Annotated in this window: 14 protein-coding genes; 7 read left to right on the top strand and 7 right to left on the bottom strand. The window is 30.8% G+C overall.

The window, feature by feature from the left end; genetic code table 11:
- Nucleotides 1-3: 3 nt before the first annotated feature.
- The 3 genes from O9267_RS13295 to O9267_RS13305 form a co-directional block, all read right to left on the bottom strand.
- Complete coding sequence (locus O9267_RS13295; RefSeq protein WP_298180360.1) at nt 4-1,182, bottom strand: AIR synthase related protein; 1,179 nt, start codon at nt 1,180-1,182, stop codon at nt 4-6.
- Between the two features lie 113 nt (nt 1,183-1,295).
- Nucleotides 1,296-2,183 carry an OmpA family protein gene (locus O9267_RS13300; RefSeq protein WP_298180362.1) on the bottom strand — a complete coding sequence of 296 codons (888 nt, stop codon included), beginning with the start codon at nt 2,181-2,183 and terminating at the stop codon, nt 1,296-1,298.
- Between the two features lie 128 nt (nt 2,184-2,311).
- Nucleotides 2,312-2,839 carry a hypothetical protein gene (locus O9267_RS13305; RefSeq protein ID WP_298180364.1) on the bottom strand — a complete coding sequence of 176 codons (528 nt, stop codon included), beginning with the start codon at nt 2,837-2,839 and terminating at the stop codon, nt 2,312-2,314.
- Nucleotides 2,840-3,114: 275 nt separating this feature from the next.
- Here O9267_RS13305 and O9267_RS13310 point away from each other — a divergent pair, with 275 nt between their 5' ends.
- On the top strand, nt 3,115-3,561 hold the full coding sequence (locus O9267_RS13310; RefSeq protein ID WP_298180367.1) for a T9SS type A sorting domain-containing protein: 447 nt from the start codon (nt 3,115-3,117) through the stop codon (nt 3,559-3,561).
- Between the two features lie 54 nt (nt 3,562-3,615).
- A complete protein-coding gene (locus O9267_RS13315) occupies nt 3,616-4,710 on the top strand; it encodes a hypothetical protein (RefSeq protein WP_298180369.1) in 1,095 nt (364 codons plus the stop codon).
- 87 nt (nt 4,711-4,797) lie between these two features.
- On the opposite strand, the gene O9267_RS13320 is transcribed toward O9267_RS13315, so the two are convergent.
- Nucleotides 4,798-5,607 (bottom strand): GEVED domain-containing protein, encoded by an 810-nt coding sequence (locus O9267_RS13320; protein ID WP_298180371.1) that lies wholly within the window; start codon nt 5,605-5,607, stop codon nt 4,798-4,800.
- A gap of 114 nt (nt 5,608-5,721) precedes the next feature.
- Complete coding sequence (locus O9267_RS13325; protein WP_298180373.1) at nt 5,722-7,911, bottom strand: glutamine synthetase III; 2,190 nt, start codon at nt 7,909-7,911, stop codon at nt 5,722-5,724.
- Between the two features lie 205 nt (nt 7,912-8,116).
- Between O9267_RS13325 and O9267_RS13330 the strand changes: the two genes are divergently transcribed.
- A complete protein-coding gene (locus O9267_RS13330) occupies nt 8,117-9,091 on the top strand; it encodes a TerC family protein (RefSeq protein WP_298180375.1) in 975 nt (324 codons plus the stop codon).
- A 66-nt stretch (nt 9,092-9,157) separates the two neighbouring features.
- Here O9267_RS13330 and O9267_RS13335 read toward each other — a convergent pair whose 3' ends face one another.
- The gene (locus O9267_RS13335) at nt 9,158-9,676 is read right to left on the bottom strand and encodes a hypothetical protein (RefSeq protein ID WP_298180377.1); all 519 of its coding nucleotides are present in this window, start codon (nt 9,674-9,676) and stop codon (nt 9,158-9,160) included.
- Nucleotides 9,677-9,765: 89 nt separating this feature from the next.
- On the opposite strand from O9267_RS13335, the gene O9267_RS13340 reads away from it, so the two are divergent.
- The 4 genes from O9267_RS13340 (at nt 9,766) to O9267_RS13355 (ending at nt 11,410) form a co-directional block, all read left to right on the top strand.
- Nucleotides 9,766-10,329 (top strand): DUF1543 domain-containing protein, encoded by a 564-nt coding sequence (locus O9267_RS13340; protein WP_298180379.1) that lies wholly within the window; start codon nt 9,766-9,768, stop codon nt 10,327-10,329.
- Nucleotides 10,330-10,340: 11 nt separating this feature from the next.
- Nucleotides 10,341-10,481: a hypothetical protein gene (locus tag O9267_RS13345; protein WP_298180381.1), complete on the top strand. Its 141-nt coding sequence runs from the start codon at nt 10,341-10,343 to the stop codon at nt 10,479-10,481.
- Nucleotides 10,481-10,855 carry a YchJ family metal-binding protein gene (locus O9267_RS13350; protein WP_298180383.1) on the top strand — a complete coding sequence of 125 codons (375 nt, stop codon included), beginning with the start codon at nt 10,481-10,483 and terminating at the stop codon, nt 10,853-10,855. The genes O9267_RS13345 and O9267_RS13350 overlap by 1 nt, the downstream gene beginning before the upstream one ends.
- 111 nt (nt 10,856-10,966) lie before the next feature.
- Nucleotides 10,967-11,410, top strand: a complete 444-nt coding sequence (locus tag O9267_RS13355; RefSeq protein WP_298180385.1) for a hypothetical protein — start codon at nt 10,967-10,969, stop codon at nt 11,408-11,410.
- Here O9267_RS13355 and O9267_RS13360 read toward each other — a convergent pair.
- The gene (locus O9267_RS13360) at nt 11,396-11,875 is read right to left on the bottom strand and encodes a GyrI-like domain-containing protein (RefSeq protein ID WP_298180387.1); all 480 of its coding nucleotides are present in this window, start codon (nt 11,873-11,875) and stop codon (nt 11,396-11,398) included. The two genes, O9267_RS13355 and O9267_RS13360, sit on opposite strands and share 15 nt — an antisense overlap.
- Nucleotides 11,876-11,919 lie beyond the last annotated feature (44 nt).

Consider the following 11,919-nt stretch of genomic DNA (forward strand, 5'->3'; position numbering starts at 1 on the left):
TAATCAATATTCAAAGGTTCCAAATTCGCTTTTTATAGTGAGTTTTTTTGTTTCGCTTGCTTCTACTCTACCAACAATTTGCGCATCAACTCTAAAAGATTTTGAGATAGAAATTATATCATTCGCAATTTCGGCTGGTACGTATAATTCCATTCGGTGACCACAATTGAAAACTTGGTACATTTCTTTCCAATCGGTTTGCGATTGTTCTTGAATCAATTTAAAAAGTGGCGGAACTGGAAATAAGTTATCTTTTATTACATGAACATTGTCCACAAAATGTAAAATTTTAGTTTGCGCACCACCGCTGCAATGCACCATTCCGTGAATTTCATTTGGTGTGAACTTATCTAGAATGTTTTTTATAATTGGCGCATACGTTCTTGTAGGTGAAAGCACTAATTTTCCAGCATCAATTGGAGAATTCTCTACAGTATCGGTCAATTTTACTTTTCCAGAATAAACCAATTCTTTTGGCACTTGCGCATCAAAACTCTCGGGAAATTTTTCGGCTAAATAGTTGGCAAAAACATCATGTCTTGCCGATGTTAAACCATTGCTCCCCATGCCACCATTATAACTTTTTTCATAGTTAGCTTGCCCAAAAGAAGCCAATCCAACTATTACATCACCTGGTTTGATATTGGCATTATCAACAACTTTAGAACGTTTCATTCGGGCCGTAACTGTAGAATCTACTATGATTGTTCTAACCAAATCACCAACATCGGCAGTTTCACCACCAGTTGAATGAATTGTTACACCAAACGATTTCAATTCGGCAATTAACTCTTCAGTTCCATTGATAATAGCAGAAATAACTTCGGCTGGTATTAGATTTTTATTACGCCCAATTGTTGAAGAAAGTAAAATATTGTCAGTTGCGCCAACACATAATAAATCGTCAATATTCATTATTAGTGCGTCTTGAGCAATGCCTTTCCAAACTGACAAATCGCCCGTTTCTTTCCAATACATGTAGGCTAAGGACGATTTTGTTCCAGCACCATCAGCATGCATGATTAGGCAATAATCATCATCATTGGTCAAATAATCGGGAACAATTTTGCAAAAAGCTTTAGGAAATAAACCTTTATCAATGTTTTTGATAGCGTTATGAACGTCTTCTTTGGAAGCAGAAACTCCGCGCAAATTATAGCGTTGGCTGTTGTCAGAACTCATTGTGTAGTTATTGTTGTGTCTGGCAAAGATAATAAAAGAATGCAGATTTCAGAATGCAGAATTTAGAATTCAGAAAATAAAATTTTCATAAAAATTTGCTACATACTTTGAATTCAATTTTCTAAAATCAAGATTTCTACTCTACGATTGGCAGCTCTTTCAGCTTCATTTTTTTCTGGGATTGGAAAAAGTGGTTGCGAAACTCCAAAACCTTTGTAGGCAACTCTTGAGCTTTCAATTCCGTTTTGACGCAAAAAATTAGAAATGGCTTTGGATCTTTGTGTCGATAAATCAACTCTATCTTTTGTCATACAACATAAATGTCCTTGTAATTCTATTTTTAATTTAGGATTATTTTGCATAACCAATAGCAATTCGTAGAGTTTACTTCTCGATTCATTGACAACAGCAAACGTATTAATTACAAAATTCAAATTATCAATTTTGAGCTTGTCTCCAACTGCTGAATTACCTATCAGCTTCATAAACTCAACATTTAGCTTATACTCTACTCTACTTCCATCTGGATTTTCGATTATTAATTCTTTTGGATAATTGATTTCTTTTTTGGGCTCAACAGCAATTTCTTCTTTTTTAATTCCGAGTATTTCGTCCTCTTTTGCTAAATCTTTTTCTAGTAAATAATAAATTGTAACTTTTCTATTTTCTGCTTTGTTGGTAGATTGTTTGAAATTTTCTCCAAAACTTCTAGTTTTAAAATCTTCACGAATTTTGATTTTATCTTTAATCTGATTGAAAATAAAATTCACTCGTTTCTTAGCTAATGTATCATTAAACCCTGAAGTTCCGTCTTCATCGGTATAGCCATTTATAGCTACAATTTTCACCTCTTTGTTGGCAAGCATCCAATCTTGTAATTTTTTATTTTCTTTTTTTGCCATTTCATGCTTATTGCTTTCAAAATAGACCACAAATTGCTCTTGAGAAAAAGAAAAAACAGATTGAAGTAAGATATAGATAAAAAGAAGTTTTGTTTTCATTTTGTATAATTTATTCAAATTTAGGCATACTTAAAATAGATAGCAAAAGTTACACCAAAAAAAAGAATCAAAAAATATAATTACGTGAATTACATTTTTTGATTCAAATAAAATTAAAAAAATATATTTTATTCAGCAGCAACTGCCGAAGTGTATCTACTGCTTTTAAATGTTGAAACCCATTTCATTGCAAAATCAGATGGCATTTTTGGTTTTTTCATTGTAACAAATTTTAGATGTGTATCTGAATTTCCTTTTACAACATAAACCAAACCCGTTTCTTCTATATTGAATTTTTCATCTGTTAATTCAATTCTGTAAATTGTCCAAGGAAGCGCTGCGTCTTTGTCTTGTTCTAGAATTGTCAACTTTGGTTTTGGATCTCTTAGGTTAGAAACATATTCTTTTACCACTTCTTCATTTGTAACATTTTTAGAATACTTAATTCTCAACTCTTCAACATTGATGTTATTGTCACCATGTTTCTCTTCGTAAGCGTTGTAAACAATTCTATCTATAAGTTGATCTTCTTCGTTAAATTCTAATTTAAGTTTATATTCTTGTGGAAAATCTACTACAACTTTTTCGTTAGTTTGTGCAGATGCAGTAAAGCCTAATGCAAGAGAAAATGCAAGAGTGAAGGTCAGTTTTTTCATAAGTTAGATTTAGTTTTTTTGATGGTTTGTTTTTTAGCAAATCGTCATAAAAATGTTCGACTATTAGTATTAATAACAGTCAAAAAGTAAAGTAAATCTAATTATGTCGTTAATTATTTGTAAATAATCAACATAAAAGTGAGTAAATTGAGGGTTTTCAAATATAGTTATTATATTCTAAAATCAAATAAAAAACTTTACTATTTTTATTTTTTTTTATGAGCTCAAAAGAAATAGCAAAAAATCACTTTCTTTACAAGAAAAATATCACTGTTATGAAGAAAACTATTTTATTCTTATTTGTTTTATTTATTAACCATATTAATGGACAATCTACTCTTAATTCAGGAAGTATGATTACTTCTAATAGTATGATTACTATTGGCGAAATTGTTGTAAATCCCGAAAACACATCTCAATCAAGTTCGGGAATTATTGGTGTTTTGGCACAAATTAACCAGCAAACATTAGAAGTTTCACAATTTGATATAGCCGAAAATGTTACGGTTTATCCAAATCCAACTGTTGCAAAGTTGTTTTTTAAGTCACAAAAAAATCTTTCAAATGAAAAAATTGTCATTTATAATGAAACTGGACAACTTATCTCAGAAAAGATAATTGATACATCAAATTCTATCGATTTATATGAATTATCAAGTGGAATTTATTTGATTCAATTTAGTAACAAGCAATTAAAATCATTTAAAATTATTAAGAAATAACGAGTTCAATTGCAATGACAATCGCAAAATACAATTTCAATAAAAAAAATAATTATGAAAAAAACAATTACACTTTTAGCTTTATTTATTTCGATTCTAACATTTGCTCAAGTTCCACAAGGAATTTCTTATCAAGCAATTGCATTGAATTCTTCAGGAAATCCAGTTGTTAGTTCTAATGTTGGCATTCGTCTTTCTGTTCTTGATAATTCAGCTAATGGAACCGTTTTATATACCGAAACACATACTAAAACCACTAATGCGCAAGGATTATTCAATTTGGTTATTGGACAAGGAACACCTTCTACTGGCACATTTTCAACTATAAATTGGGGAACAAATTCTAAATTTCTAAAAGTAGAAATGGATGCTACTGGCGGAACAAATTATGTTTTGGTTGGAACTACCCAATTGTTGAGTGTTCCTTATGCATTGGTTGCAGGAAAAGTTGATTACAATAATATTAAAAACAACCCAAATGAAGTAAGCACACTTTCGTTCATGACAAGTAGTAATGCCTATGTATTAGCGCCCTACTCAGTTGGCGGTACTGGTAGTACAACTAACCAATGGTTTTCTACTTCAATTTCTGGAACACCTTTTGCAAAATCGTGGAATAGTTTTTTAACTTCTACAAATGCCTATGTACTCGCACCATATTCTGTTGGTGGAACAGGAAGTTCAACTAATCAGTGGTTTTCAACTTCTATTTCGGGAACTCCAATTAAAATGGTTACAGATGGTCAGTACAGAACTGGAATCGTGACTTCCACAAATGCTTATGTCTTAGCTCCGTATTCTGTTGGTGGCACAGGAAGCACAACCAATCAATGGTTCTCAACTTCTATTTCGGGAACTGTTATAGATATTGTTTGTACAGATTATTATATCGGAATTTTAACAACTACAAATGTATACGTTCATGCACCTTATTCTATAGGCGGAACAGGTAGCACAACAAATCAATGGTTTTCTACTTCAATTTCTGGAAATCCAATTAAAATTGTAGGGTTTGATGGAGGAAATGGAATTTTAGCTGTAACAAGTACAAATGCTTATTGTCTAGCACCTTATTCGGTTGGTGGAACTGGAAGCACAACCAATCAATGGTTTACAACTACTATTAGTGGTACAGTTTTTCAAAATTAAAAAAATTTTAACTAATAAAAAACCTGCTTGAAATCTCAAAGCAGGTTTTTTTTTGAAAACTAAGTTTGTTGAAAATAAAAATCTTTCTTATTCTTTAATAAATTTTAAAACTTTTAAAACTCCATTAACTTTAGCCTTTATAAAATAAATACCATTTGAAAAATTTGACATCTCAATTTCTTTTAAATATGGTTTTACAGCAAAATTTAAAACTTGCTTTCCTGATAAATCATAAATAGTAATTTCAGAATTGTTATCACAAAAAGAAATATCTAAACTTTCTTTGACTGGATTTGGAAAAACAACCGTTGTTGATTGCTCAAATGAATTATTAGACAAGGAACAAACATCACAAACATTAATTTGATAATCTTCAGTTTCTCCATAAATATAATTATTACATGGATCAATAGTAGCTCCCACTATATTCCATACCAATCTAATTCTTAACTTATGGTTACCAATTGTTGTACCAATAGGTATTGTAAAAGGAAAATTAATATTCCCATTTCCTGCAACTGGAGTTACCGTTACTCCAATTCTTTCAGACAAATCAAAAAAATAATCATCATTATAATCAATCCAAGTAGCAATTGAATTACCTCCAAACTGACCACCACTAACAATTAAATTAAAAGTATTTCCTCTTTGTAAATCAGCAGTATAATTAGGTTGACCTGTAAAATAGGTATAGGAAATAGGCGAAAATAATCCAGTATTATTATTTAAACTTGTTCCAGGAATTTGAACATTTGTTATTACATCACCATCTTGAGAACCATAAGTATATGTTGGAATACAATAACTATTATTGTCAAAAACATTTACATTTTCTTGACAACATAAAATAATTGAGTATAACAAGAAACTAAATGTTACTATTGCTTTTTTATTCATAAAAATTTATTATTTGACTGCAATATAGATAAATTAATTAAACTCAATAAAAAAATAAAAAACCTGCTCAAAATTTTCATGCAGGTTTTTTTCTATATTCTATTTTTTTAAAAACTATCTCGTAAACAATAACTCTCTATATTTAGTCAATGTCCAAATTTCGTCATCAACTAACAATTCTAATTTATCGCAATGTTCACGGATAACTTCAAAATAAGGTTTTACTTTGTCGCAATACATTTCAGCCATTTTTTGAGCATCTGTTAGAGCATTTGCTTTTTTACGAGCTTCTGTCATTGCTTCAACATTTGAGTTAATTCCTTCAATGTGAGCAGAAATGTCTTTGATTAAAGAGATTTGTTCTTTGGCAATTTTCTCGAATTCTTTTCCGAAGATTTCTTTCAATCCACGAACATTTTCAATCAACGTATTTTGGTAACGAATAGCTGTTGGAATCACGTGATTACGAGCAATATCTCCTAAAACTCTTCCTTCAATTTGAATTTTTTTAGTGTACTCTTCCAATTCAATTTCATAACGAGCTTCTACCTCAACGTGATTCATTACGTTTAAATCTTTGAATAAATCCAACGCTTTTTTAGAAACTTTAGCTTTCAAAGCCGCTGGAGTAGTTTTGTGATTACTTAATCCACGTTTTTTTGCTTCTTTTTCCCAAGCATCACTATAACCATCACCTTCGAAAAGAATGTTTTTGGTTTCTTTTATGTACTCTCTCAATACATTAAAAATAGCTTCGTCTTTCTTTAAATCTTTAGTTTCAATTAAAGCATCTACTTCTTTTTTGAAATCTTTCAATTGTTTTGCAACTATAGAGTTCAAAGTAGTCATAGCATTTGCACAGTTTGCAGAAGAACCTACTGCTCTAAATTCAAATTTATTTCCTGTAAATGCAAATGGCGAAGTTCTATTTCTATCGGTATTATCCAACATTACGTCTGGAATTTTACCAACTACGTTTAATTTTAAATCTGTTTTTTCTTCAGGAGATAATTTTCCTTTTGAAACACCTTCTAATTCAGCTAAAACTTTAGTTAATTGTTCTCCAATGAACACAGAAATGATTGCTGGCGGCGCTTCATTTGCACCTAATCTATGGTCATTACTTGCAGTTGCAATAGCGGCACGAAGTAATTCTTCATATTCATTTACCGCTTTGATTGTATTAATAAAAAACGATAAGAATTGTAAATTACTCATTGGTGTTTTACTTGGAGAAAGCAAGTTTACACCAGTATCAGTAGCCAATGACCAGTTATTATGTTTTCCAGAACCATTTACACCTTTAAAAGGTTTTTCATGGAAAAGGACCATAAAATCATGACGCTCACCTACTTTAGACATTACATCCATCAATAATGAATTGTGGTCTACAGCTAAATTTGTTTCTTCAAAAATTGGAGCCAACTCAAATTGATTTGGAGCCACCTCATTATGACGCGTTTTTACTGGAATTCCTAATAACATGCATTCTTCCTCCAATTCTCTCATGTAATTTAGAGCACGAGAAGGAATAGAACCAAAATAATGGTCGTCTAATTGTTGTCCTTTTGCAGAAGTATGTCCAAGTAACGTTCTACCAGTCATAATTAAATCTGGACGAGAATTTGCTAAAGAAGCATCTACCAAGAAATATTCTTGTTCCCAACCTAAAGTTGCTGTTACTTTTTTAACGTTTTTATCAAAATATTTACATACATCTGTTGCTGCCTCATCAACAGCATTTAAAGCACGTAAAAGTGGTGTCTTATAATCTAAAGCTTCACCAGTATAAGAAATGAAAACCGTTGGAATACATAAAGTTGTACCGAAAATAAATGCTGGAGAAGTTGGATCCCAAGCAGTATATCCACGAGCTTCGAAAGTGTTTCTAATTCCACCATTTGGGAATGAAGAAGCATCTGGCTCTTGTTGAACTAATTGTCCGCCACCAAATTTTTCAACTGGATCTGAACCATCATAAGAAGTTTCAAAAAAAGCATCGTGTTTTTCGGCAGTTGTTCCTGTTAAGGGTTGAAACCAGTGTGTATAATGAGTTACACCTTTAGAAAGTGCCCACTCTTTCATACCCATAGCAATATAATCCGCTAATTTTCTATCAATTTTAGTTCCATGCTGCACTGCATCTTTAACACCTTTGTAAGCATCTGAAGTTAAATACTGCTTCATAGCTTTATCATTGAACACATTTGAACCAAAAAGATCTGATTTTCTTCCTGCTTCTTCAAATTTTACTGGCTTTCTGCCTGATGCATCTTTTAATGCTTGAAAACGTAAAGTTGACATAAAATTAAATTTTTAAAAGTTATACCCTAATAATTTGATGCAAATATAATAATATTTTGATTCAAAAATAATTGTACCCTATTTTTTTTGGGGTAAAATTAAAAATTATGAATTTAAAATTATGAATTATGATTTTTTCATAACTAATTAAATAGTTTATCTTTGTAGAAATTGAAACTATTTAATTTTTAATTCATAATTGATTATGATTGTCTGGATTTTATTCTTCGCATTAGTATTTGTAATTCTTGCATTAGATTTGGGTGTTTTTAATAAAACGCCACATATAATTAGTTCCAAAGAAGCTAGCAAATGGACTGCAATTTGGGTTTCTATTTCTTTTCTTTTCTCCGGAGTAATTTATTGGCTCTATGGAACAGACTATATAAATAACCCAACTTCTCTATCACAAACAAATGCAGCTTTAAAATTTATTACAGGCTATTTAATTGAGCTTTCGTTGAGTATTGACAATATATTTGTAATCGCTATAATTTTTGCTTCGTTCAAAATTCCACAGAAATACCAACATCGAGTTTTGTTTTGGGGAATTCTTGGAGCTATTGTCTTTAGAGGTTTGATGATTTCATTTGGTGTTATTATCATCAATAAATTTGCTTGGACTACTTATCTTTTTGGTGCTTTCCTATTATTTACAGCAGTAAAAATGTTATTTTCAAAAGAAGATGATGATTTTGAACCTAAAGATTCATTTGTTTATAAAATGATTGGTAAAATAATGCCTATTACATCAGAACATGATAAAGAAAAGTTTTTTATACTAAATCACAAAGGAAAAAAAGCAGCGACACCTTTATTTGTAGCATTAATTGTTATAGAAGTAATGGATGTTTTGTTTGCGGTTGATAGTGTGCCTGCGATATTAGCCATTACTTCTGATCCGTTTATAGTTTTTAGTTCCAATATTTTTGCCATTCTTGGATTACGTTCAATGTATTTCTTTTTGGCAAATATGTTGGAGAAATTCAGCCACCTAGAATATAGTCTTATTGCTATTTTGAGTTTTGTTGGAATAAAAATGTTGGCACATGATTATATCGAAATTCCAGAATGGGCTTCACTTGGTTTTATTGCATTGGCATTAATTGCAGGTGTTTTGTTTTCTATAAATCAAGATAAAAAAGAACACGAGACCAAACCTTCAAGAGACGACGAATAAAAAAGAAAGAGGTTGCTTTCACAACCTCTTAACTAACCAAACAAACAAACTATAGACTAACCAAATCTATTTTATTTTCACTATTTTAGATTCATCGATATTATATTTTTTGATGACTTCATCATAGTTGTCATATTTTATTGTAGATGCTCCTTTTCCAAAATAAGCTGGAATGATTACAATTCTAAAAACTTGATTGCTTCTGTATGCACTCGAAATTCCTGCCAAGTCAAAACCATCCATATATATTTCGGCATCATACATTGTAAAATTAAAATCATATCTAAAATCTAATGTCCCGTCATTGAAATAATAGGTTTGTGGAAGCAATTTCCATACATCTGTATTTCCATTTATTACATTATCCAAACGATAGACCAAAACCATATCAGAAGAATAGATTGAATGAGGAAAAGTAACTAATGTACTATAGTCATTACTAGCAGAGAAAGATCTTGTTGTTTCAAAAACCTCGCTTATAGTGTCATAATCAATATTATCTTCTACTACTCTATCTTCATTGACTGTGCAACTTTGTAGTCCTATCATCCCGATAAAGGCTAACAACAATGTAATTTTTCTCATGGTTTTTGTTTTTTGTGATTAATGATATAATGTACATTTCAATTGTTGTGCCAAAGTTTCGTTTTAACAAAATTTTGTACTTTTGAAAAATGGAAAATCAACACAAACTCTACATGATAATGCTTGGTTGTCGCCCTGAAGGTAGATATACTGAGCAACACGACATATTTTTTGGCATCGGAAAATCGTTGAAAGAATTAATTCCGAGTATGAAAGCTTTTTGGCCAGAGGCAAAAGGAAAAATTCATATTGATGCTTGGCGAGAAGTCACTATGGTTGATAATTTCAAAATAGAAGTTGTTGCTAGTAATAATTCAATTGTGACTGATTCGCAGTTATTTTTTATCAATCTTGGTGGTTATAAAGAAAACGAGTTTGAAGAATATCATTATAAGGTTTTAGCAATTGGTAATTCAATGGCTGAAGCTTCTAAAAAAGCAAAATCTAATGCATTTTTCAAGCATTTTACTTTCAAAGGTGCCACTTCGCATATTGATGATAAATACGGAATTGATGTAGATGATATTTTTAATGTAAAAGAAATTCTTTCGCCTACCTTTACAAAACAATTTGAATTAAAAATCACACCAACTGTAGATTCTGAAGAGGACCAACTTCATATTGGCTATCTCAAATTGTATAAAATTGTATAAAATTGTATAAAATGGGAAGAAACAACGAACGAAATATAAAAACGCACAACGATAAACTTCACAAAGAACAAGACAAAGCTAAAGCTAAGAAAGTTGCTCGCGAAGAAAAACTAAAAGCAATGGTTAGAAAATTTAATGAAACAAAAGAATAATGACTACTTGTTATTGTGGAAGTAATTCGTCATTTGAAAACTGTTGTAAACCTTATATAAAAGGTTACGCAAAAGCACCAACAGCCGAAGCATTAATGCGTTCAAGATATTCGGCTTATGCAACTCAAAATGCAGACTATCTGGTTGCAACAACTCACATTTCTACAAGAAAATTCCATAAAAAGTCTGATATTTTAGATTGGAGTAAAAGCAACCAATGGATAAAATTAGAAGTGCTATCAACAACTGAAACTACAGTAACTTTTAAAGCTTATTTTTTAGACTATCAATTGAAAGCGCAAACTCATCATGAACATTCAAACTTCATTTTTGAAAATGGAAGTTGGTTTTATGTTGACGGTAATCATAATTAACACCACTATTATATACCACTTTTTTTCTATTAATCCAATGATTTTTGTAGCAAATTCTTCCTGTTTTTAATTCTAATTTTACCTAATAATAAAAAGTTTAAAAAGACGATTATGAGCAAAAATGAAGTTGTTAGCAAAATTATAGAAGAACAAAAAACAGTAATAGCCAATTTAGAAAATTCGGTTTCAAGATATAGAACTGCATCCGATATTGATGAACATGATAGTATTGATCCTGAAGATTTTTCGCACCAAGAAGAAGCTAAAGATATGCAATTGCGCTATGAGCAAATGGCAATTCAAGCAAAAACCAATTTGGATATTTTAGAATCGTACAAAAATAAAAATTGCACAACAATAGAAGCTGGTGCATTAGTTGAAACCGAAGATTTATATCTTTTTCTCGGAATTTCAATTCCACAATTCACATTAAACGGTAAAAATGTAATTACCATTTCTGAACAAGCTCCAATCTATACTTTACTAAAAGATAAAGCAGTTGGTGATAAACTTACAATTGGAAAAATTGAAAATACGGTTTTATCGATTTCTTAATTTAACTGGAATCCAAATCTCTTCTTCAGAATTTGGGTCGTTATTTTTATATTTTTCTTCCAAAATTTCAAATTGCGGACGGTTGTCTAATTTATATTCGGAACTGGGCAACCATTCAGTATATATGAAATTGAAAAATGATGCAGCATTGCTTTGGTCGCCTTTATAATTGAAAACGGCATACAAACCTTCATTGATTTCAAAAGTTTCCATTCCATCTGGAATAAAATCAAATGATGAAACATCAACAGCTGCCCATTTTGTAAAAGTTGTATTGGGTTGAAAATCGAAATTCTCAGGATTGATTTGGATATTATATAACTCAGAACCGATTATATTTTGAATATCTTTTCGTTGTGGCATAAAACTGCTCCACAATTTAAATGCACGATAATCAGCGTAAGTAAACGAAAGGTTTTTGCCTATGAACTTAGTCGTTGGAAAGGTTTTTAGGGCTGGATTCATTTTTCAAAAATAAAAAAACCTTCCATTTCTGAAAGGTTTTTTAA

It is taken from the genome of Flavobacterium sp., from assembly GCF_027531705.1.
Classification (GTDB): domain Bacteria; phylum Bacteroidota; class Bacteroidia; order Flavobacteriales; family Flavobacteriaceae; genus Flavobacterium.

Excerpts from the sequence above, each read along its gene's own strand:
- O9267_RS13295 (WP_298180360.1), bottom strand. The coding sequence starts at position 1,182 with ATGAGTTCTGACAACAGCCAACGCTATAATTTGCGCGGAGTTTCTGCT.
- O9267_RS13300 (WP_298180362.1), bottom strand. The coding sequence starts at position 2,183 with ATGAAAACAAAACTTCTTTTTATCTATATCTTACTTCAATCTGTTTTT.
- O9267_RS13305 (WP_298180364.1), bottom strand. The coding sequence starts at position 2,839 with ATGAAAAAACTGACCTTCACTCTTGCATTTTCTCTTGCATTAGGCTTT.
- O9267_RS13310 (WP_298180367.1), top strand. The coding sequence starts at position 3,115 with ATGAAGAAAACTATTTTATTCTTATTTGTTTTATTTATTAACCATATT.
- O9267_RS13315 (WP_298180369.1), top strand. The coding sequence starts at position 3,616 with ATGAAAAAAACAATTACACTTTTAGCTTTATTTATTTCGATTCTAACA.
- O9267_RS13320 (WP_298180371.1), bottom strand. The coding sequence starts at position 5,607 with ATGAATAAAAAAGCAATAGTAACATTTAGTTTCTTGTTATACTCAATT.
- O9267_RS13325 (WP_298180373.1), bottom strand. The coding sequence starts at position 7,911 with ATGTCAACTTTACGTTTTCAAGCATTAAAAGATGCATCAGGCAGAAAG.
- O9267_RS13330 (WP_298180375.1), top strand. The coding sequence starts at position 8,117 with ATGATTGTCTGGATTTTATTCTTCGCATTAGTATTTGTAATTCTTGCA.
- O9267_RS13335 (WP_298180377.1), bottom strand. The coding sequence starts at position 9,676 with ATGAGAAAAATTACATTGTTGTTAGCCTTTATCGGGATGATAGGACTA.
- O9267_RS13340 (WP_298180379.1), top strand. The coding sequence starts at position 9,766 with ATGGAAAATCAACACAAACTCTACATGATAATGCTTGGTTGTCGCCCT.
- O9267_RS13345 (WP_298180381.1), top strand. The coding sequence starts at position 10,341 with ATGGGAAGAAACAACGAACGAAATATAAAAACGCACAACGATAAACTT.
- O9267_RS13350 (WP_298180383.1), top strand. The coding sequence starts at position 10,481 with ATGACTACTTGTTATTGTGGAAGTAATTCGTCATTTGAAAACTGTTGT.
- O9267_RS13355 (WP_298180385.1), top strand. The coding sequence starts at position 10,967 with ATGAGCAAAAATGAAGTTGTTAGCAAAATTATAGAAGAACAAAAAACA.
- O9267_RS13360 (WP_298180387.1), bottom strand. The coding sequence starts at position 11,875 with ATGAATCCAGCCCTAAAAACCTTTCCAACGACTAAGTTCATAGGCAAA.